A 19,589-nucleotide genomic window follows, 5' to 3' on the forward strand; every position below is an offset into this window, starting at 1 on the left:
GTGAATCAATACAATCCGGTTCCCGATATTCGCTTCGCGATAAAGTTGCTGGAAAAAATCAGAACGAGCGAGATAACGGACTGGATCAGGTCGATCGCCGTCGCAAACGAAAATCTTCCTTGCGCGAGGCCGACGTTAAATGCGTAGGTCTGAATAATCTGCGACCGATCGTTGTTCAGCGGGTTGCCGAGCAGCATCGACTGTTCAAAGTTAGAGCCGACGAGGCCGCCGCCCAGCATGCTGCCGATCGACAGAATGAGGACGACGATACACGCGCTCTTTAATCCCGGCAGCGTGATATAGAGAATCCGCCTTAACCGGCCCGCTCCGTCGATCTCCGCGGCTTCGTACAGCGCGGGATCGATGCCCGCCAGCGCGGCGAGAAAGATGATCGTCCACCAGCCGGCTTCCTTCCAGATCGCAGTCGAGACGGCCAGTCCGTAGAACGAACCCGGATCGGTCAGCACCTCGATCGGTTTCTTCAGAATGCCGAGCGACAGGAGCGAATCGTTAAAAATGCCGTATCCCGTCGAAAAGAAAGCGTATGCAATTCCGGTAACGACGACCCACGATACGAAGTGCGGCAAATAACTTACGGTCTGCACGAATCGCTTGAGCGCGGTATGTCTGACTTCGCTCAGCATGATGGCGAACAAGATGGGAACCGGGTAGGAGAAGGCCACCTTGAGCAGGCTGAGCGCCAGCGTATTGCGGACAAGACTCGGAAAGTTGTAGTCGTCGACAAGCTCTTTAAAATGGGATAATCCCGACCAGGCGCTCGTGAATATGCCTTCGATTCCGGACGATATTCGATAGTTTTTGAAAGCGATTAAAATTCCGAACATGGGAATGTAGCTGAAAACCATTAAATAAAGGATCCCGAGTCCCACAAAGACATGGAAAGGCAGCTGCTTCTTGAAAGCGATGCCGGAAAATTTGGTTCGAATCACGCTCGCGCTCCCTTCTTCATTCACGTTTTAACTTGCGGCTTACTCAAATTATAGGCCTCGCAAAATCGTCATGAAAACGGTTTATTTCCAATATCGATGTGCCCTTTTTCAACTTCCGGCGCCAAACGCAGACGGCTCCAGCCCGCCCTCGTCATGATGCTCGGCGCGTTTATTCTTGTACTGATTCTGGCCGAGGGTCTCGCCATCGACTCCTGCGCAAACAAGAAGAGCTGCGCCGGGTCGTCATTCGACCTGGCACAGCTCCTTTTCAATTGGCAATCAATCGGCACTTCGCCTTCACAAATTATTCGGCCGTCTTTTTCTCGATCAGCTGCAGCACGCGATAGATGATGACGGCCGCTTCCGCGCGGGTCGCGGTGTCCTTCGGCAGCAGCTGTCCGCCGCTGCCCTGAACGATGCCTTGCTCCGCCAGCCAGCGGACGCTGTCCTTGGCATAGCCCGACAGTCCGTTCGCATCGCGGTAATCGTTCAGGTCGACCGTGCCGTCCGGCTTGACCGCAAAGCCTGCGGCCTGGAGCGAACGGGCGATGAGCACCATGAGGTCTTCGCGCGTCACCTCGGCTTGCGGATCGAAGCGTCCGCCGCTGCCTTGCGCGATGCCGAGCTGCCGCGCCGCGGTGACCGCGTCGTAATAGTACGCGCCCGGCTTGACGTCGGCGAACGATCCTTGGCCCGCCCCGCTCGTCGGGAGCTTAAGCGCCCGGAACAACAGCACCATGATATCCGCCCTCGTGATGCTGCGGTCGGGATCGAACACGCCTTCCCCGGTTCCCTTGACGATTCCTTTATCCGACAGCGCCTGGATGGCGTCGGCCGCCCAAACAAGGCGTGCGATATCCTTGAACGGCGCGCCCGACCCGGGCGTTCCGCCAGAACCGGATGTCGGCGTCGGCTTCGGTGTCGGCGAGGATGTCGGCGTTGGCGTTGGCGTCGGTGTGGAAGTCGGAACCGGCGCCGGTGTCGCCGGGCTGCCGGCCGTCTGCACCGTGACCGTGGCGCTGGCCGTAAATCCGCCGTCTTCCGTCGTCGCCGTAATGCTTGCGGTGCCCGCCGCTACGGCCTGAACGAGACCCGTGACGTCTACGGTCGCAACGCCCGGCGCGCTGGACGACCAGACGATTGTTTTGTTCGATGCGTCGGCCGGCTTCACGGTCGCATTCAATCGAACCGTATTGCCCGCCACGAGCCGCAGCAGCTTCATATCCAGCTCGACGCCGGTTGCGGACACGGCGGCGGCGCTCACCGTGACGAGCGTACGAGTTTCAAAGCCGCCGTCCGCCGTCGTGGCCGTAATGCTCGCCGTGCCGGCGCCGACCGCCGTCACATTGCCGTCGGTATCGACGCGGGCCGCGTTTTCATTGTCCGAACGCCAGACGATCTGCTTGTTCGTCGCGCGCTCCGGCAGCACTGTCGCGAGCAGCCGGTATGTGCCGCCGATCGTCATATCGAGCGTCGACTGATTCAGCGTCACGCCGGTGACCGGCTCGGTCACCGTGACGACGGCCGTATCGGCGACGCCGCTGTCGGCAGATTCGGCCGTGATCGTAGCCGTACCGCCGCCGACCGCGGTCACCAGTCCCGTAGCGTCGACCGTGGCGACCAGCGCGTCGGACGAGCGCCAGCGCACCTGCTTGTTCGTTGCATTCGCCGGTGCGATCGTCGCCGTCAGCGTACCTGTCTGTCCTTTGGCCAGCGCCAGGACGGAACGGTCGAGCGCGATGCCGGTCACGGCAACCGGTTCGATATCCGGCGCGGTGACGACGACGTCGGCTGTCGCCGTTTTTCCGCCGTCCGCGGTCGTAACCGTAACAACCGTCGTTCCCGCATGAACCGCCGTGACGACGCCTCCGGCGCTGACCGTGGCGACGTCCTCGTCCGCCGACTGCCAGGTTACGGCCGTATGGGTCGCATTGTCCGGCGAGATCGTCGCGTAGAGCGTGGCTTGCTCGCCTTCCTCAAGCGCCAGCGAAGTGCGGCTGAGCGCGATGCCCGCAACCGGAACGACGTCCGTCGTCACCGTGACGTTCGTACTGGCCGTCAGACCGCCGTCGGCCGTCGTGACCGTAATGTTCGCCGAACCGGCGCCGACCGCCGTCAGCTTGCCGGTCGCGTCGACGAGCACCGCGTCTTCGTTGTCCGACTGCCAGACGACATTTTTGTTGGTCGCTCCCGCAGGCTGAACGGTAGCGAGCAGCTGGAACGTGCCGCCGACGGTCATATCGAGCGTCGTCCGGTTCAGACTGACGCCGGTGACCCGCTCGATGACCGTGACGACGGCCGAAGCGCTGTCGCCGCTGTCGTCCGACACGGCGGAGATCGTGGCGATGCCGCCGCCGACCGCCGTCAATAGACCGGTCTCGTCGACGGTGGCGATCTGTTCGTCGGACGAGCTCCATACGACTTTTTTTGTTCGTCGCGTTCGACGGCGTCAGCGTCGCCGTCAGCTGGTCGGTCTCTCCCTTGACCAGTTCAAGCTCCGTCCGGTCGAGCGCGATGCCCGTCACGCCGTGAACGGTGGCGTTGACGGCAATATTGGCCGATGCGGTCACGCCCGAGCCGTCCATCGCGGTCGCCTTCACGACGGCGCTGCCCCCGCCGACGGCGGTCACGAGCCCGGTGCCGTCGACGGTCGCCACCGCTTCGTCGGAAGAGCTCCATTGCAGCCTGCGGTCCGTGACGTCCCACGGACTGAGCGTCGCCGACAGCTGCGCCGTCTCTCCCTCCTGCAATTCGAGCGAGACGCTGTCAAGCGCAAGCGCCGTTGCCTTGACCGGTCCCGTATTTACGACGCGGAAGGCGTCTATCGAGAGACTGTAATAAGTGGAAGAGGCATTTTTCGTGCCCGTATCGACAACTTTAATCGTATGACTGCCGTACACGAGTCCTTCGACGCTGAAATTTACGCTTTGATAAATGCCGCTGCTGACGTTGCCGTAGGCGTCGATCGTCGCCGCCTTGCCGCCGTCGATATAGACGTCGGCGATCGCTTCGGTCTTGTGCCGCGTGCCGACCCACTGAATTCCCGTCCCCGTAAACGTAAATTCGGCATAGGGAGCGGGCGTGTACGGACCGGATGTACTCGGGCGGATATACGTCTCCGACCCGCCGGAGCGCGTGGCGTTCGAGTAGGACGACCAGGTGGCGCCGCCGCCCGCCGCGTACGTAATCGTATTGCTCGTATTTTCGGTCGGCTTCAGCACCGTCCCGGCATTGTCGATGACGATGAGCTGCTCGCCCGACCCGGCGCTGCCGACGGTTGCGACAACCTTGAAGCTGCCGGCGTCTCCAGTCACATTCAGCAACCCTGCGGCTGTAATCGTCGCCAGCGCCGATGCGGCGCCCGACGTCGGATCGACGACGGACCAGACGACGCTGCCGCTGTATGCGGACGATGCGGCCAGCTGCACGTTGCTGCCTTTGGCGACGTAGCTGATGCTGCCGCCGCCCGCCGTAATCGCGACATCCTTGACCGTGATCCGGGTGCGGGCCTCGAAGCCGCCGTCGACGGACCGGGCCGTGACGACGGTCGTACCGGCCGCGACGCCCGTTACGGTGCCGTCGGCCGCGACAGTCGCAATGCCGGGATCGGCGGACTGCCAGACGACGCGCGTATCGTCGGCATCGGAAGGCAGCACCGTCGCAGTCAGTTTGGCCGTCTTGTTTTTGGCGACGACCAGACTTTGCGTATTCACGAGCATACCGGTGGCCGGATGATTCGCGTTCGGATCTTTGACGTTGTAAATCATCTTGATCGGCAGCGGCCAGCGGGACACGGTCCCTTCGACGACATAAGGCGTACCGAAAGTCATATCGCTGCCTTTGACGACTGTCTGGTTCCAGTAATAGTACCCCGACGTCTCGTTAAACGTACGTCCGCCGCCCGCATCGAACGTCAGCGTCGCATACGTCGTGCGCGGCAGATTCAGCACGTCGGCTGCGCCGACCTTGTCGACCGCGCTGCCCAGCACGGGCGCGGTCAGCTTCGGCGTCACCGTCACATAGGCGACCGGCTTAGCGGCCGTACCTGTCACCGTGCCGGAGACGGCGAACTTGCCTCTGCCTTCCGCATCGAAAATATAGGGCGACACGGCAAGCGACAGCTGCGAAGCGGTAATGGTCGGCCATGCGACCGGCACGAGCTGCGTCGTGCCGTCGCTGTACAGCGCAGTCGCCTGTGCCGGCAGCGCAGGCTGCATATCCTTCACCGTCGATAGATACACCGGCTTGAAGCCGACGATTCTGGCGTCGCCCGTCTGGCCCGACAGCGTGACGCTGTATTCGCCGCGCGCGCCCGAGCCGTCGTTCGCTGCGGCGATGACGCGCACTGTCCCGTCCTTCAGCGCGGTGAGCAGTCCGCTGCCGTCGATCGCCGCCTTGTCTGTCGGCGTGACGCCGTCGGCTTCCGTCACCGACCAGGTTACATCCTGACGTGCGGACGCCGGCGCCACGGCGGCGCTCAGCTGCAAATTGCCCCCGCCCGTCGTCACGGATGCGCCGTCTGCCGTCACGACGATGTTCGATACCGGCGTCGCCGTCAGCTTGGCCAGATGCTGTCTGGACACCCAGGCGTTGTCGAACCATGCCTTCGTGCCGTCCGTGACGGCAAGACCGACTTTCCCCGCAGCATAGGCGCCGTCCCTCGCCTGCAGAACCTTCGTGCCGTTCAGCGAAGCGGACAGCGTATCCCCGATCGCTTCGACGTGCAGATCGTACCAGCGGTCAAGCGCAAGCGGCTTGCTCACGGCAACGCCCAGATCGCTCCAAACGCCCGCCGTTTTTTTCTTGAACTGAAGCTGACCCGTCGTGCCGTCGGTTTTGACGGACAGTTTATACAGATTGTCGCTGTCCTGCACCCGCAGCAGCAGGCCCGCGTCGTACTTGCTGCCCGACTTGAAGCGCAGCAGCGCATTGTACACATAGTCGCTCCAGCTCGCGTCTCCCGCGAGCGACACGCTCTCCTTGCCTGCGTCGGCGACCGCCGAGTAGACGCCGTTGTCGCCGTTCGCGAAGATCGTGTCGTCGTTCAGCACCGTCCAGCTGCCGTTCGCGCTCTGCCATCGGTCGGCGAAGTCGAACGAAGTGCGGGGGGTCCTGTAAGGGAAAAAAATCGCGCCTTCGCCCATCCAGTCGCCGGCGTCGTCCTGCACGTTAAAGCTGCTGGCATACGCCGTGCTGCCGGCGACGGTCACCTTCGGATTGTCGAACAGCACCCAGTCGTTTTTGGCGCCCCGGTTATGCTCGACGCGAATGCCGGTATAGCCGGACGTATACGAGGTGTCCGTCGTATCGATATACAGCGTATCGTTCAGGTATACCTTGATCGAGCTGCCGACGGCGACGATCTTGACCTTGTACCACGTATTCACGGACAGATCGACGTTCGCGCCCGTGACGTACGTATACTGGCCCTTGAACAGCTTGAGCTCGGCCGTGCCGCCGCCGTTGTAGTTGTAGCCGGTCGGGTCCAGATATACCGAATAGCCCTGTTTGCTGTTGACGTCGGTGCGGAACGTAATGCTGACCGGCGTGCCCGCCGTCGAATTGACGTCCGCCTCGTACGTAAAGTCGGAATAGGCCGACTTCGTGTTATAGATCGGAATATCGCTCCAGAAAGGGGCGACGTACGGCAATATTTTCATGACGCCGTTTTTGACCATCCAGTGCTCCGAGCCTTCCAGGTAATCCTGGTCCGCTTCGGCCGTCGCGAACGCGAAGTCCTGCAGGCTGCTGTCTTTTTGCATCTGCAGCGCCGCCCGCACGTAGCGGATCGCGTCGATGCCCGTCTCGCCGGCATCGGTCGTCACGATGCGGATCGTATGCAAATTGTTGGACAGACCGGTCTTCGAGAAGAGCACCTGCCCTGACTGCGCCGAAGCTGCCGCCGTCCGAACGCCCGACGCCCACTTGACGCCGTCGATGTAGACGTCGGCCGTGCCGCCGGCAGGGCTCTTTCTGCCGACCCACTGGACGGACGTGCCGTAAAATTCATATTCGGCTTCGTTGCCGGCGGCTGCAGAGGCCGCATAAGTGCCGTCGATATCCTGCGCGCCGCCCGCCTGACTCCAGGCGCCCGTATAGCGGATGTCGGCCGAGCCGCCGTCCGTCGTCGTCCAGCCTTGTCCGTCGGACAAGCCGCTTCCGGTATCGAGCCTGATCTGCACCGGACCATTATGATTGACGGTCAGCGTATACACATGCGCCGCTTCGTCCCATTGTTCGGCGTACGTATAGTTGTTGTCGTCGTAGCCCGAGATCTCAAGCGCGGGCTTCGAGGATGCTGCGATCCGCATTTTCGTCGGCCGCAGCGCCTGATCTTGCGGGTTCGGGACATAAGCATACGCATTGTAATAGTCGAGGATGTCCAGAATTCGTTTACCGTCCGAATTTTTGGCCAGATCGAGCTTGCGGTCGGTCCGGTAGTTGTTCAGGCCGATGTCCAGGCTATCCGCCTTGCGGTCCACCGTCGCCAATGTATGCGGACTCATGTCCAGGAAGTCGATGTTCGAAAACGATCCGTCCGACCCGAGCGGCACATACGCGCTCTGGGCGAAGTTTTCGTTGCTGTTGTTGTTGTAGACGAGCCAGGACTGATCCAGTCGGTTGACGGTCGCGTCGCCGGTCGAGATTTCCGGGTACAGCGCGTTGAAGTAGTCGATCTTCGCCTTGACCGTCGGGAACAGGCTTTGATAACTGGACTTGGTAAGGACATTCGGGAACTTGGCCAGCACGTCCGCGCTCGTATACTTCGGCAGCTGCGGAATCATGTTGTAGCGTCCCGAGCTGCGCAGGAAGTACCACAGTCCGCTCGGCGAATACGTATCGTTGCCCACGTCGTACAGCCCTTCGAAAAACGCCGTCCGGTCGCCCGCCGTATCGAACAGCGTACGCATGGTGCCGTTTTCGGCGGAGTAAGCGACCTTCGTCCGTGCGATCATCTCGTCTTTGGACGGAATATGATGCGTCGTAATATAACGCATCGCCGGCACGATCGCATTGTAGAACAACGGCGAATACAGGCTGTCGACGGCCGGTACGTCCATCTGATTTTCATACTGGAACACCGTGGCGCCGTTCATCGCCGTCTCGATCATATTCATCTCGTAGGGCGACTCCGGGAACATCCGCGAAGTGATGTCGCCCGAGCCGACGGGCGCGCCCATCAGCTTCGTCGCGTACCAGTTGTACGAATCGTAGTAAGGTCCCCAGCCTGCGGACAAATCGCCCAGATACATCCCGAGCGCCGCCGAGTCGTTGTAATCGTAGTTGATATGGACGTTTTTGGGCGTATAAATAAAGTTTTCGCTGTTCGCCTTGATCGTGTTGTACGTCGTCTGGTTGTCGAGCGTCTTCACGAATTGATCGGCGTCCTCGCGGTTGGCGTGAATGTGATAGCCACCGTACTGATGCGCCAGCTGCACGAGTCCGGGCACCGCGGCCGTCACGTCGGCATCGGTCTGCTCGGACGAGGTCGTGCCGATGAAGTTCGGATAATTTTCGTACAGCGTCTTGATCCAGGCCAGCGCGTCTGTCTGCCCCCGGCTCGTCGCCTTGCTGCGGCCGCCGCCGTAGATGAGCAGCATCGGCACGCCGAGATCTTTGCCCTGGGCCAGATTGTCCTCGACCCATTTGCGCGCTTCCTCTACCGTATTCCACGTATTGTATACGCTGCCAAAGTGAAGCACGACAGCGCTGTAAGGACGAATATCCTCGGGGATCGTCGTCCACATTTGCTTGACGTCCTGCTTGCGGTAGTTGACGTCTCTGCGCATGTCGGGATCGAAGTCCGTATTGTGGCCCATCGGCATCGTCACCATCAGAATCGGATGCGTATTATCGATCACTCTGCGCATGCTCTCTGCGGCCTTGGCCCGCGGCGCAGGCAAGCCGATCACCGATAGGCACGAGCAGATTAGGCTTAGCGCGATCAGCGTCGCGATTTGCCTTTTCCATTTCCAGTAGCGGGTTGTCACTTGTTGACTTCCTCCTTCAATTCGTTTGTCGACAACGCTCTCGATACAGATTGTAAGCGCTTGACGAACATTCTATAGAAGTATCCGCCTATCGGTAAATGTAAAAAAAAGGCGATTACAGCTTTGATATTTTTAACCACCTCTGCATGAGCCAGCCATGCGCAAATACGCCTTCGTCCCGCGGGACAGGCGTATTTGCGCATGGCTGGCAAACGTATTTATTGCATAGGCTGGGATTATTCGCGCGCATCGCTCGACAAGCACAGGCGCGATACACAAAAAGCTTACAGTACCCGATACCTCGCGCCCGGAACGACCGGAAAGCGAACGATGCCGTCGCGATCCGGCTGCGTCTGTATCATGCCTTCGTCGCTCGCGAGCGACTTGCCGGCAGGAAGCCGAATCGCGCACTCGCCCGGCAGGGACGGATGAATCTCCGCCGTATCCAGCTTGCCGTCCGTCCAAGAGAAGTCGACTTCGAATCCGCCGCGCGCGCGCAGACCGAACGCCGAGCCCGACGGCCAGGCGTCCGGCAGCGCGGGAAGAAATTCGATAAAGTCCTGGTGAGATTGCAGCAGCATCTCCGCGATCCCCGCGGTAGCGGCGAAGTTCCCGTCAATCTGGAAAGGCGGGTGCGCACAGAGCAAATTCGCGTAGACGCCGCCGTGATGATAATTTTCCGGCTCGCTGCCGTCGACCGGACGCAGCATGCGGGAGATCAATCCGAACGCGCGGTTGCCGTCCCGCAGTCTGGCCCACAGCGCGATCTTCCATCCGAGGCTCCAGCCTGTGCCGTCGTCGCCTCTGATCTCCAGCGATCGCCTGGCTGCCGCGTTCAGCTCCGGGGTGCGTCGCTCGGTCAGCTGGCGGCCCGGATAGACGCCGAACAGATGCGAGACGTGACGGTGATGCAGGTCCTCGTCCTCGAAGTCTTGGGACCATTCCTGCAGCCTGCCGCCGCGGCCGATCTGCAATGGCAGCAGCCGTTCGCGCGCCTGCAGAACGGTATGACGGAAGGCCGCGTCCGCGCCGAGGATCGCGGACGCCTCCGCGATATTCGTGAATAGATCCCAGATGAGCGACAGGTCCATCGTCGAAGCGACACTCATGCCCGCCAGCCCTTCGTCGGTCCTGAACTTGTGCTCCGGCGACGTCGACGGGGAAGTCGCCAGCCTGCCGGCTTCGTTCTCCAGCAGCCAATCGAGGCAAAATTCGGCCGCGGCCTTCATCGTCGGATAAGCGATATCCCGCAGGTACGTCTCATCGCCGCCGAAGGCGTAATGCTCCCACAGATGCTGGCATAGCCAGACGCCGCCCATCGGCCAGATGGCCCACACCGCATCGCCGTCAAGGCCATAATCGCCGACGGGAGCGGTCTGCCCCCAGATGTCCGTGTTGTGATGCGCGACCCATCCCCGCGCGCCGTAGTGCCGCCTGGCCGTCTCGGCGCCGTTGCGCGCGAGCGTGCCGATCAGGCGAAGCAAAGGCTCGTGGCATTCGGCCAGATTGGCGGTCTCGGCGGGCCAGTAGTTCATCTCCGCATTGATGTTCAGCGTCCAGTTGCTGCTCCAGGGCGGACGCGTCTCCGCATTCCAGATGCCCTGGAGATTCGCCGGCAACGTTCCCTCGCGCGAGCTGGCGATCATCAGATACCGACCGTACTGGAAGAGCAGCTCGACGAGCGTCGAATCCTTGTCGCCTGACCGGGCCAGGGCCAATCGTTCGTCGGTCGGCAGCGCCTTCGCCGCATCGCCCTCTTCCCCCCGCAAAGTCAGCGCCACGCGGCCAAACAGCCGCGCGTGATCGGCAACATGGCGCTCTCTGAGCTCGCGGTCGCTTCGCGCCAGCGCAGCGGCGGCTCTGGCAGCCGCTTCAACCGAGACGTCCCGGATATCCCGGTCCGGCAGACTGCCGGCGTCGCGGAAGGTGGTGGCAGCCGTGAATGCCAGCGTCACCGAATCGGCGCCGTAAACGCGAACTCCGTCCGGCGCAAGCGAGCGCGTCCCTCCCTCTTGCCGGACGGCCAGCCGTCCGACGAATCGCATCGCCGCCGACGTGTCGGGACTGCCGTAGCGAAGCGGCTCGTCCTTGTCGTAATAGTTCGGCGTCACATGCTCCGGCGCCTGGCCGATCAGCGCCAGCTGGCCGTCGGCCGCTTCGACGCGGCTGCGCAGCGGACTGCCGAGGCCGGCGCGCAGACTGAGCGCCCCCGGCGTGCTCGCCTCGATCCGGACGACGATCGCTTGGTCAGGATGCGAGGCGAACACCTCGCGCCTGTAGCTTGTATCCCCGATCCGATATTCGATCGCGCCTATTCCTTCGTCGAGCGACAGCGATCGCCGGTAGTTGTGCGCCAGGTCGCCGTGCTCGAATTGGAGGATCAGCTCGCCAAAAGGCAAATAGGATTGCGTATAGGGACCCATCATGTCTTTGGCGCGGATGTCCGCATCCGCATATCGGCCTTCTTCGATCGCTTGGCGGACGTCCTGCAGCGCGGCCTGCGCGTTAGGATTGTGCCAATCGCCCGGCGGTCCCGACCAGAGCGTCTCCTCGTTAAGCAGCAGCCGCTCGGTCTCGACGCCTCCGAAGATCATCGCGCCCAATCGTCCGTTGCCTACCGGCAATGCTTCCGTCCACACCCGGGCGGGCTGTTTATAATACAATTCCATGGGAATATCCTCGCTTTTTTCTGTCTTTACCCTTGCATCAATGCCGTTCATTTCTATTTTATCATTTAAAATCAGCCCTTAAATTGCTCAAACTTGCACGATTGTATCTTTTTTTTGATCCTGCCTTCCACTGCCTTTGCGTCCCCTTGTAAAATTCGAAACTCTGGAGATGGACAATTTAAACCTGCGTTCCGAATACACCCGGCGCTTCCAAAGCCGCTCGGTTCATCTATAATAGAGTCACGCCACTATACCGCATCTTCGGAGCGTGACCGATTGAAAAGCGTCCGTATCAAAAGCATCCACAACAAAATCTTTTTTCGCTATTCGCTGCTCGTACTGTTTATTATTACGACGATTCTGGTTCTCTTCGCGACTTATATGTCGCATGTGCTGCGGCAGGAATCCTCGCGGAACATGCGCCAGGTGTCGGCGAATATCGCGGACACGCTCGATCTGGAAATTCGCAACATGTACGCCACCGCGCTCAAGATCGCCGCTTCGGAGCCCGTCAAGGAATCCTTTTTCCAGGACACTTCCGATCCCGCGATCTTGTACGAGAATCGCAACAAGCTTGCGAACATCTTCCTCACCGTCAGCGGACCGATGCCGACTTATTACAAGATCAATCTGTATCGAAACGATGGCTTCCGATTCGAATACGGCAATCAGTTCAACTCCTATATGGCCGACAAAAACGAGCTTCTGCAATACGAATGGGCGCGGCAAACGTTCGCCATGGACGGCAAAAAGTACATCTCCGCGCCCCATCTCGATGCGACGGAAACGATTCCGCGAGACGTCGTCTCCGTCAGCATGGCGTTCGCCGAAGTTTACGGCATGCGCAACGACAACATCATCGAGGTGGAGCAGGACTCTCGCGTGTTTAATACGATCATTCAGCGCGCCGTTCTGGCGCCGGACGGCAAGGAGGATCCGAACAAGGCGGTGTACGTATTCAACCGGGAAGGCGAACCGATCTATGCCGACGGCAGCGACAAGCTGCCCGGCAAGGAACATTACGCCCCCTATCTGCGTCAGCTTCTCGACAGGCAGGACGACAGCCGCATCGAGACGCAGACGCTCGCGAGAAGTCTGAACGGCAAAAAAAGCATCGTCTCCTATACGTCCTCCGACTTTTCGGGCTGGACGGTCATCCTTGAGGAGCCCGAATCCAGCTTGATGAGGCCGATCCGGCTGCTCATACAAAACACGGTGCTGCTCGGCCTGGCATTTCTGATCGTGACGCTGTTCGTGACCTTCTACTTGTCTCGCAGTTTGTCCCTGCCGATTCGCAAGCTGAATCGTTCGATTCGCAACCTGGATCTCGAGACGCTGTCCCCGCGACAAGCGGCGGAGCTGAACAGCAGCTTCGACGAGCTCGAGGAGCTATACCAGACGTTCATGGATATGAAGGAACGGCTGAGAGAATCGCTGGAGGAGACGGTCTCGGCCCGCTCTCATGAGCTCCAATCCCGGCTGCTCGCCCTGCAGGCGCAGATGAGTCCGCATTTTCTGTACAATTCCTTGTCGGTGCTCGGCATCATGTGCGAGGAGGGCCGCAACGCGGATGCCCTGCGCTTCCTTGGCGGACTGACCTCGATGCTGCGCTATGTCTCGTCCGGCAGCCAGGCGCCGGTTCGGCTGGCCGACGAGCTGAAGCATACCCGGGACTACATCCTGCTCATCCAGGAACGCTACGGGGACATGCTGGAGTTCGAGATTCAAGTGCCCGATGGCATGCTGGAGCTCGAGATTCCGAAGCTTAGCATTCAGCCGCTGGCGGAAAATGCGGTCAAATACGCGACCAACGCGCAGCCGCCCTGGCGCATTCGAATCGTCGGCCGACTGCTGACCGGGACGTGGCTGATCACCGTCAGCGACAACGGTCTGGGCTTCGAGCCGGAACGCCTGTCGGAGCTCAAGCGCCGGTTCGCCGCGGCGGACGCGGCCCCGCCGAATGTGGAGCTGCAGGTCAACGGCATGGGACTGCTCAACATTTATACGCGCATGCGCCTCCTCTACGGCGAGGAAGCGATCATGGACGTCCACAATCGGGACCACGCCGGGGCTTCCGTCACCATTGGAGGACCGCTGAAGCAAAAGAAGGAGGCGCTCGGATGAGGGCAGCCCAAACGATTAAAGTCGTCGTCATCGAGGACGAGCAGACGATTCGCGATTATATCGCCCGCAAGATCGAACGAACCGCCCCCGCATTCAAAGTGGTCGGCTCCACGTACAATGGCGCCGACGGACTCGCGCTGATCCGCAGGCTTCAGCCCGACGCCGTCTTCACCGACATTCGCATGCCGATGATGGACGGCATCGAGATGCTCGACCTGCTGCGGACGTCGCACCCCGATCTGCCGGTCGTCATCCTGAGCGGCTTCGACGAATTCGAATATGCCCGTCAGGCGATGCGCTACGGCGTCTTCGAATATATGCTCAAGCCGCTTAGCGAGGATGTCCTCAAGCAGACGTTGTCCAAATTGGCCGACCTGGTGTACAGCCGGCAGCGTACGCTGGCGCGACAGATGATCACGTCCAGACTGATCGGAGCGCCCGAAGGCGAAGCAAGCGCGTTCGAGAGCGGCGCCGCGTATCTGATGTGTCTCATCGGGATCGGCAGTCTGTGCACGCCCACGATGTCGGTATCGCTGGCTCATCGCTTCAACGAGCGGTGGGCCGCCATCGATTGGGACGCCGCCGTAGCGGACTGGATGCCCGGCGCCCGCGGCTGGTGGCTCATCGACGAGAATCGGTCCAATCAGAAGTTTCTGATCGTCTCGGCAGATTCGAATGCCGGCATCGCGCTTGGGCCGGTCGCAGACAAACTGCCGGACCGGATCGGTCCGGCTGCCGCGCCCTTCGGCGTGACGGCGAGCCTGTGCGTCTCGCCCGATGCGGCCTCCATGTGGGAGACCGCCCAGCGGATGCGCATCGCCTTCGAGCGATCCGTCGTCATCGGCCATTCAAAGGTTTACACCGAACTAGAAGCCGCTGCGCCCGATTCGAGCGTACAGCTCATCGGCTCCAAGGTGACCGGGCAGATCCGCCTGCTGCTCGATACCGCGAACAGGGAGTCCCTCCGCCGATTTCTGTCCGACCTGTTCGAAGATTGGGATCAAAAGAAATATCCGCAGCGTCTGGTCGAGCAAGGCATTCTGGACCTGCTGGCCGCCGTCCAGCAGCACCCGCTCGCCCATCGGGATTCGGTCGACTGGCATGCCTGGCTCGGCGAACAGATCAGCCTGGGCGTCAATCTTGAGCAGATCGGCCTGTCCGTCTGGGCGCTGATCGAGACGATGCTGCCCGATGAGAAGAAGGAGCAGACCGAGGCGCTTGCGGACATGATCGAGCAATATTTGCTGGATCATTTCACCGAGGATATCAGCCTGGAGGGACTGGCCAAAAAGTTCGGCTTCACGTCCGCCTATTTATCGAAAATTTTCCGCAAATACAAAAACGAATCGCCGCTCCGCTACATGATCGGGCTCCGAATCGCCGAAGCGAAGCGCCTGATGCTGGAGCACCCCGATCTGGATTCGCGAATCATCGCGGAGATGGTCGGCTATCTGGATCAGCATTACTTCAGCAAAGTGTTCAAAAACGTCGTCGGACAAACCTCTACCGAATTCAGACAGTCGCTGACCGCCACGTAGCCTGCCGCCTCTCCAATGAACGAAAGCCGTCGCCCGCTGCATCGGATGCAGCGGGCGACGGCTTCTGACGGACGCTAGGGCAGGACGGACCGGCTATCCCTTGATGGCGCCGGAGGTCATGCCGGAGATGATGTACTTCTGTCCGAGCAGGTACACGATAATCGTCGGCAGCACGATCGTCATCGCGCCGGCGAACAGCAGCTCGTACTGCGAGCGGAAGGCGCCGATGAACTGGAACAGCTGCAGAATCGTTCCCCATTTGTCGGAATGCGTGATGAAGTAGAGCGGATAAATGAAGTCGTTCCAGCAGTTGACGAAGTTGATGACGATGGCCGTCATCGTGACCGGCTTGAGCATCGGGAAAATGATGCCGTAGAAGCGCCGCCAAGGACCTGCCCCGTCTACGGTTGCCGCTTCGTCGATGCTGGCCGACAAATTCTGGATAAATCCGATATACAGGAAGATCGTGAACGGCAAAAAAAGTCGCCGTATAAAGCAAAATCAGGCCATGATACGTGTTGATGAAATGAAAAATTTTCATGATCTTGAACGTCGTGACCATGTTCATCGGCGCGATCAGTCCGACCAGAAACAAATTCAGGAGCATTTTGTTCGTCCTCGAGTTGCGGCGAACGATAATATACGAAGCCATGGCGGCAAGCATGCTCGTGATCGCGACGGAGAAGGCGCTGAAGATGACGCTGTTCATAAAGGCCCTGACCATGTGGCCCGCCTGAAACGCCTTTTTTGTAATTTTCAAAGTGAAAGGCCGACGGAAGCGCGGCGGTCATCGACTGAACCTCCGTGCCGGACTTGAGCGAATTGACGAGCACGAAGTACAGCGGGATAAAAATAACGAGCGTGAGCAGCCACAGCACGATCTCGGACAGCCTCTGTTCCCAACGCTTGCTCATGTGACATCCACCTCGAACTTCTTAAATACGGCATTCAGCAAAAAGTACACGACCGAGACGAACAAAAACAGGATCAGCCCCATCGCCGTCGACAGACCGTAGTTGCCTTTGCTGAATTCGTTGAGCACGGTGACGTTCAATACTTCGGAGGAACGCGCGGGACCGCCGTTGCTGATGACGTAGATCAGGTCGAATACTTTGAGTCCGCTGATCAGACTGAGCAGCGTATTAATGACAAAAGCCTGATACAGGAAGGGAAGGGTGATATGGTACAATCGCTGCCAGCGGCTCGCCCCGTCCATCTCGGCCGCTTCCTGCACTTCCTTGGGCACCATCTGGAGCGCCGCCAGAAAGACGGCCATAGCAAAGCCCGAGGCGCGCCACACCTCGACCGAAGCGATCGACCAGATGGCCAGCTTCGGCTCCGCGACCCAGCTGTGCGTCCATGAATCGAGACCGAACGTCCGAAGGATACGGTTCAGAATGCCGTCCGGACTGTAGATTTCGGTGAACATGACGCCGAGCAGCACGGTCGACAGCGTTATAGGCATGAAGTAGACGGCTCTGAGCACATTACGGCTTCGGATCCCTTCATTGAGGACCAGCGCCAGGATCAGGCCGAATACGATTTTTAGCACCGTCGTGTAAATCGCGAAAATCGCCGTATTGACGAATACGCCATTATTGCTGGAAGACTCGCTGAAAATGTCCCGAAAGTTGTCCAAACCGATGAATTTGACCGTCGTGCCGACCATGTTCCAGTTCGTGAACGCGTAGTAGAAGCTGGTCAGGTTCGGCAAAAGAAACAAAATGGCATAGATGATGAAGGCCGGCAGCAGCAAATATTGCGGATACATTTTTTTTGTAATACGGTTTATTCTCATCCTATCGTCCTTCTCTCTGCCGTGATGTCCCGATAAAGGGAAGCAAGCGCCCGTCCGCTTCGGAGATCCGGAACGCGCGGGCGCTTGCTATCGGTTCAACCGCCCCTTGGGGAGCATCCGTTATTTAGACTGCGCGTCGAACAGCTTTTGGCGGTCCTTGTCGATCGCTTCGAGCACTTGCTTGGCCGTCTTCTTGCCTGCGAGGTTCTCCTGGATGTAGTTGCCGATGCTCGTGCTGTCCCAGAAGGAGATGCCGACTTCCATGATCGTATCGCTCGTCCCGTCAGAGTTGGCGCGGAGCGTTTTCTCCAGATCGGTCGTGATCGCCGGGATCGCCTTGAAGGACGGATTGAGCCCGACTGCGGCATAGTACTTTTTTAAGCACGTCTTCGCGGCTGATGTAGCTCAGGTAAGCCTTGGCTGCGTCGATCTTCTTGCTGTTCTTGTTGATGACGCGGATGATCGTGCCGTCGTACACCGCGAGCTTCTTGTTGTCCGCGAACGGCGACGGGAACTCGGCGAACTTCGTGAAGTCGAAGTCCGGATTGGACGCCTTGGCCTGAACGTCCTGGTTGGCCGGCACCATGAACATCGCATACTTGCCGCTTTGCAGCGCAGCCATGCCCTTGTCGTACGTGTTCGAGAAGGCTTCCTTGCCGAAGTAGCCCTTGTCGTAGAGCGTCTTGTATTGATCGACGAACGTCTCGAATACTTTACTGCTTGCAAAGGTAGCCTTGTTGCTGTTCAGGCCTTCATACAGACCGGCCTGCTGGGCGTTCGCCTGCGGTCCCATGAGCGACATCCAGATGCCCGAGTGCCAGCTGTCCTTGAGCGGCTCGAAGATCGGAATGACGCCGCTCGCCTGGATCTTCTCGCACGCGGCCAGGAATTCGTCGAACGTCTTCGGTACGCCGATGCTGAGCTTGTCGAACAGCTCCTTGTTGTACAGGACGCCCCAGCCGCCGTCTTCGCCGGCCGGACCCCAGCCGATGAACTTGCCGTTGTAGGAGCCGTTCTTCTTCGCGGCGTCCGTCAGCGTCGACACCCACGGCTCTCCGCTCAGATCCAGAAAGTTGTTGTCCGGCAGAAATTGCGCCGCGTTGGCTTCCGGCCAGATGAGCGAGATGTCGGCGCTCTCGCCCGATGCGAGCTTCGTCTTGAGCACGCTGGCGTATTGATCCGCCGGTACGATCTGCAGATCGATCTTGATGCCCGTCTCGGCCGTGAAGTCCTGTATGATCTCCTTGTCGATATCGCGAATCCAGGTATCGCCCGAAGCGGCCGTCATCGTAATGGTGACGTCCTGCTTGGCAGGCGCATCGCTCGCTTTGGCCGTAGCGCTGGCCGAAGCGCTGGAAGATGCAGAAGGAGAAGCCGATTGCGCATTGTTGCCGTTGTTGTTGTTGCCGCCGCAGCCTGCCAGAAGACCTGCGGTCAGCAGCAGCGGAATGCCGGCGTTCAGGACGCCCATTTTGCTCTTTTTCAAAACGTGAACCCTCCTCTTATGATTAAATCCCTTGCAAGCCTTTCCATGCGAGTCTGCTTGGCTTGCCGTGCTTACATGCTTTATTGTAGGTGGCTATGTGTATACGGTAAATGTATAAAAACAGCGAGACGCCGTGGAGATTTTTAACCGCTTACATCGCAAAAACAGCCGCAGTTGTCTGCGACTGTCCGGATTTGATGAAGCTCAGCTCATCCCTGTACCGCCGATCGATCGCGTCTTTTTCAGTTCCGGCGATTTGAACCTCGTGCTTGGCTCCCGCGACATTCAGCCTCATCCGGACAAGCTCGGAGCTTCTTACCAGTTCGTCGGGCCCTGTCTGTCGGACCGGCGCGAGACGGCGGACTTCGAGCTGCCGTCCAAGACGGACGGTCCTCTCGTCTATATCTCGCTCGGCACCGTATTTAACGCCGCCGCGGATTTTTACGCCTGCTGCGCCGAAGGCCTGGCCAGTTTTCCGGGCACGGTGATTTTGTCGACCGGCCATCGGATTCCGCCGACTTAGCTGCCTCCGATGCCGGCCCACTTTATCGTCCGTCCTTATGTCCCGCAGCTTGAGATGCTGCGGCGTGCGGATGTTTTCATTACGCACGCAGGCATGAACAGCGTCCACGAGGGACTATGGCACGGCGTGCCGCTCCTGATGGTCTCGATGGGCCCGGATCAGCCTGCCGTCGCGGCCCGAATCAAGGCGCTGGGCGCCGGACTGCGGCTCTAACGCGCCACGCTGACGCCCTTATTGCTGCGCGAATCGGTAACGCGCCTCCTGCGCCGCAGCGACTTCCGCCTACGCGCATTGCAGCTCGGGGAAGGCTTGCGCGCCGCCGGCGGCATCCGGGCCGCGCTCGACGGCATCGACGGCTTGCGGCGAAGCCGCGAGCCGGCAACGCATGGGAGCGGCTCGGAGCGGACGGCTGGCGGGGAGTGAGCTTTGCCTTTAAGCGCCTTCCCAGCATCTATGGACGACGATCTGCGGCAATTGCGCGCCAACGAGCGGGCCGGATAACTCCGGCCC

Annotated in this window: 13 protein-coding genes and 1 pseudogene; 5 read left to right on the forward strand and 9 right to left on the reverse strand. The window is 60.0% G+C overall.

What is annotated here, in order from left to right; translation table 11 throughout:
* Positions 1-5: 5 nt before the first annotated feature.
* The 4 genes and pseudogenes from OMP38_RS12130 to OMP38_RS12145 form a co-directional block, all read right to left on the reverse strand.
* Positions 6-950: an ABC transporter permease gene (locus tag OMP38_RS12130; RefSeq protein WP_277565412.1), complete on the reverse strand. Its 945-nt coding sequence runs from the start codon at positions 948-950 to the stop codon at positions 6-8.
* A 304-nt stretch (positions 951-1,254) separates the two neighbouring features.
* Positions 1,255-3,345 (reverse strand): Ig-like domain-containing protein, encoded by a 2,091-nt coding sequence (locus tag OMP38_RS12135; protein WP_277566792.1) that lies wholly within the window; start codon positions 3,343-3,345, stop codon positions 1,255-1,257.
* A gap of 184 nt (positions 3,346-3,529) precedes the next feature.
* Positions 3,530-8,821, reverse strand: a pseudogene (locus OMP38_RS12140) (glycosyl hydrolase family 98 C-terminal domain-containing protein); the annotation flags it as partial.
* A 404-nt stretch (positions 8,822-9,225) separates the two neighbouring features.
* Positions 9,226-11,610, reverse strand: coding sequence for a glycoside hydrolase family 95 protein (locus OMP38_RS12145; protein WP_277565413.1), 2,385 nt, complete (start codon positions 11,608-11,610; stop codon positions 9,226-9,228).
* A 276-nt stretch (positions 11,611-11,886) separates the two neighbouring features.
* Between OMP38_RS12145 and OMP38_RS12150 the strand changes: the two genes are divergently transcribed.
* Positions 11,887-13,734 (forward strand): cache domain-containing sensor histidine kinase, encoded by a 1,848-nt coding sequence (locus OMP38_RS12150; protein WP_277565414.1) that lies wholly within the window; start codon positions 11,887-11,889, stop codon positions 13,732-13,734.
* Positions 13,731-15,272 (forward strand): response regulator, encoded by a 1,542-nt coding sequence (locus tag OMP38_RS12155; RefSeq protein ID WP_277565415.1) that lies wholly within the window; start codon positions 13,731-13,733, stop codon positions 15,270-15,272. Before OMP38_RS12150 ends, OMP38_RS12155 begins: the two co-directional genes overlap by 4 nt.
* Positions 15,273-15,365: 93 nt before the next feature.
* Here OMP38_RS12155 and OMP38_RS12160 read toward each other — a convergent pair whose 3' ends face one another.
* The 5 genes from OMP38_RS12160 to OMP38_RS12180 form a co-directional block, all read right to left on the reverse strand.
* Positions 15,366-15,707, reverse strand: coding sequence for a carbohydrate ABC transporter permease (locus tag OMP38_RS12160; RefSeq protein WP_277565416.1), 342 nt, complete (start codon positions 15,705-15,707; stop codon positions 15,366-15,368).
* Positions 15,674-16,186: an ABC transporter permease family protein gene (locus tag OMP38_RS12165; RefSeq protein WP_277565417.1), complete on the reverse strand. Its 513-nt coding sequence runs from the start codon at positions 16,184-16,186 to the stop codon at positions 15,674-15,676. Before OMP38_RS12165 ends, OMP38_RS12160 begins: the two co-directional genes overlap by 34 nt.
* Positions 16,183-17,070: a carbohydrate ABC transporter permease gene (locus tag OMP38_RS12170; RefSeq protein WP_277565418.1), complete on the reverse strand. Its 888-nt coding sequence runs from the start codon at positions 17,068-17,070 to the stop codon at positions 16,183-16,185. The genes OMP38_RS12165 and OMP38_RS12170 overlap by 4 nt, the downstream gene beginning before the upstream one ends.
* 120 nt (positions 17,071-17,190) lie before the next feature.
* On the reverse strand, positions 17,191-17,334 hold the full coding sequence (locus tag OMP38_RS12175; RefSeq protein ID WP_277565419.1) for a hypothetical protein: 144 nt from the start codon (positions 17,332-17,334) through the stop codon (positions 17,191-17,193).
* Positions 17,335-17,353: 19 nt separating this feature from the next.
* Positions 17,354-18,556, reverse strand: coding sequence for an ABC transporter substrate-binding protein (locus tag OMP38_RS12180; RefSeq protein ID WP_277565420.1), 1,203 nt, complete (start codon positions 18,554-18,556; stop codon positions 17,354-17,356).
* A gap of 133 nt (positions 18,557-18,689) precedes the next feature.
* Here OMP38_RS12180 and OMP38_RS12185 point away from each other — a divergent pair, with 133 nt between their 5' ends.
* Genes OMP38_RS12185 through OMP38_RS12195 form a run of 3 tightly spaced genes read left to right on the forward strand, consistent with a single transcriptional unit; the run spans position 18,690 to position 19,502 of the window.
* Complete coding sequence (locus tag OMP38_RS12185; RefSeq protein WP_277565421.1) at positions 18,690-19,079, forward strand: glycosyltransferase; 390 nt, start codon at positions 18,690-18,692, stop codon at positions 19,077-19,079.
* A gap of 9 nt (positions 19,080-19,088) precedes the next feature.
* Complete coding sequence (locus OMP38_RS12190; RefSeq protein ID WP_277565422.1) at positions 19,089-19,292, forward strand: glycosyltransferase; 204 nt, start codon at positions 19,089-19,091, stop codon at positions 19,290-19,292.
* Positions 19,293-19,313: 21 nt separating this feature from the next.
* On the forward strand, positions 19,314-19,502 hold the full coding sequence (locus OMP38_RS12195) for a hypothetical protein (protein WP_277565423.1): 189 nt from the start codon (positions 19,314-19,316) through the stop codon (positions 19,500-19,502).
* Positions 19,503-19,589: the final 87 nt, after the last annotated feature.

The sequence above is a fragment of the Cohnella ginsengisoli genome (assembly GCF_029525555.1).
GTDB classification, from domain to species: Bacteria; Bacillota; Bacilli; order Paenibacillales; family Paenibacillaceae; genus Cohnella; species Cohnella ginsengisoli.

Coding starts and splice junctions, on each gene's coding strand:
- OMP38_RS12175 (WP_277565419.1), bottom strand. CDS start 17,334: ATGGAAGTCGGCATCTCCTTCTGGGACAGCACGAGCATCGGCAACTAC.
- OMP38_RS12170 (WP_277565418.1), bottom strand. CDS start 17,070: ATGAGAATAAACCGTATTACAAAAAAAATGTATCCGCAATATTTGCTG.
- OMP38_RS12145 (WP_277565413.1), bottom strand. CDS start 11,610: ATGGAATTGTATTATAAACAGCCCGCCCGGGTGTGGACGGAAGCATTG.
- OMP38_RS12155 (WP_277565415.1), top strand. CDS start 13,731: ATGAGGGCAGCCCAAACGATTAAAGTCGTCGTCATCGAGGACGAGCAG.
- OMP38_RS12165 (WP_277565417.1), bottom strand. CDS start 16,186: ATGAGCAAGCGTTGGGAACAGAGGCTGTCCGAGATCGTGCTGTGGCTG.
- OMP38_RS12190 (WP_277565422.1), top strand. CDS start 19,089: ATGCCGGCCCACTTTATCGTCCGTCCTTATGTCCCGCAGCTTGAGATG.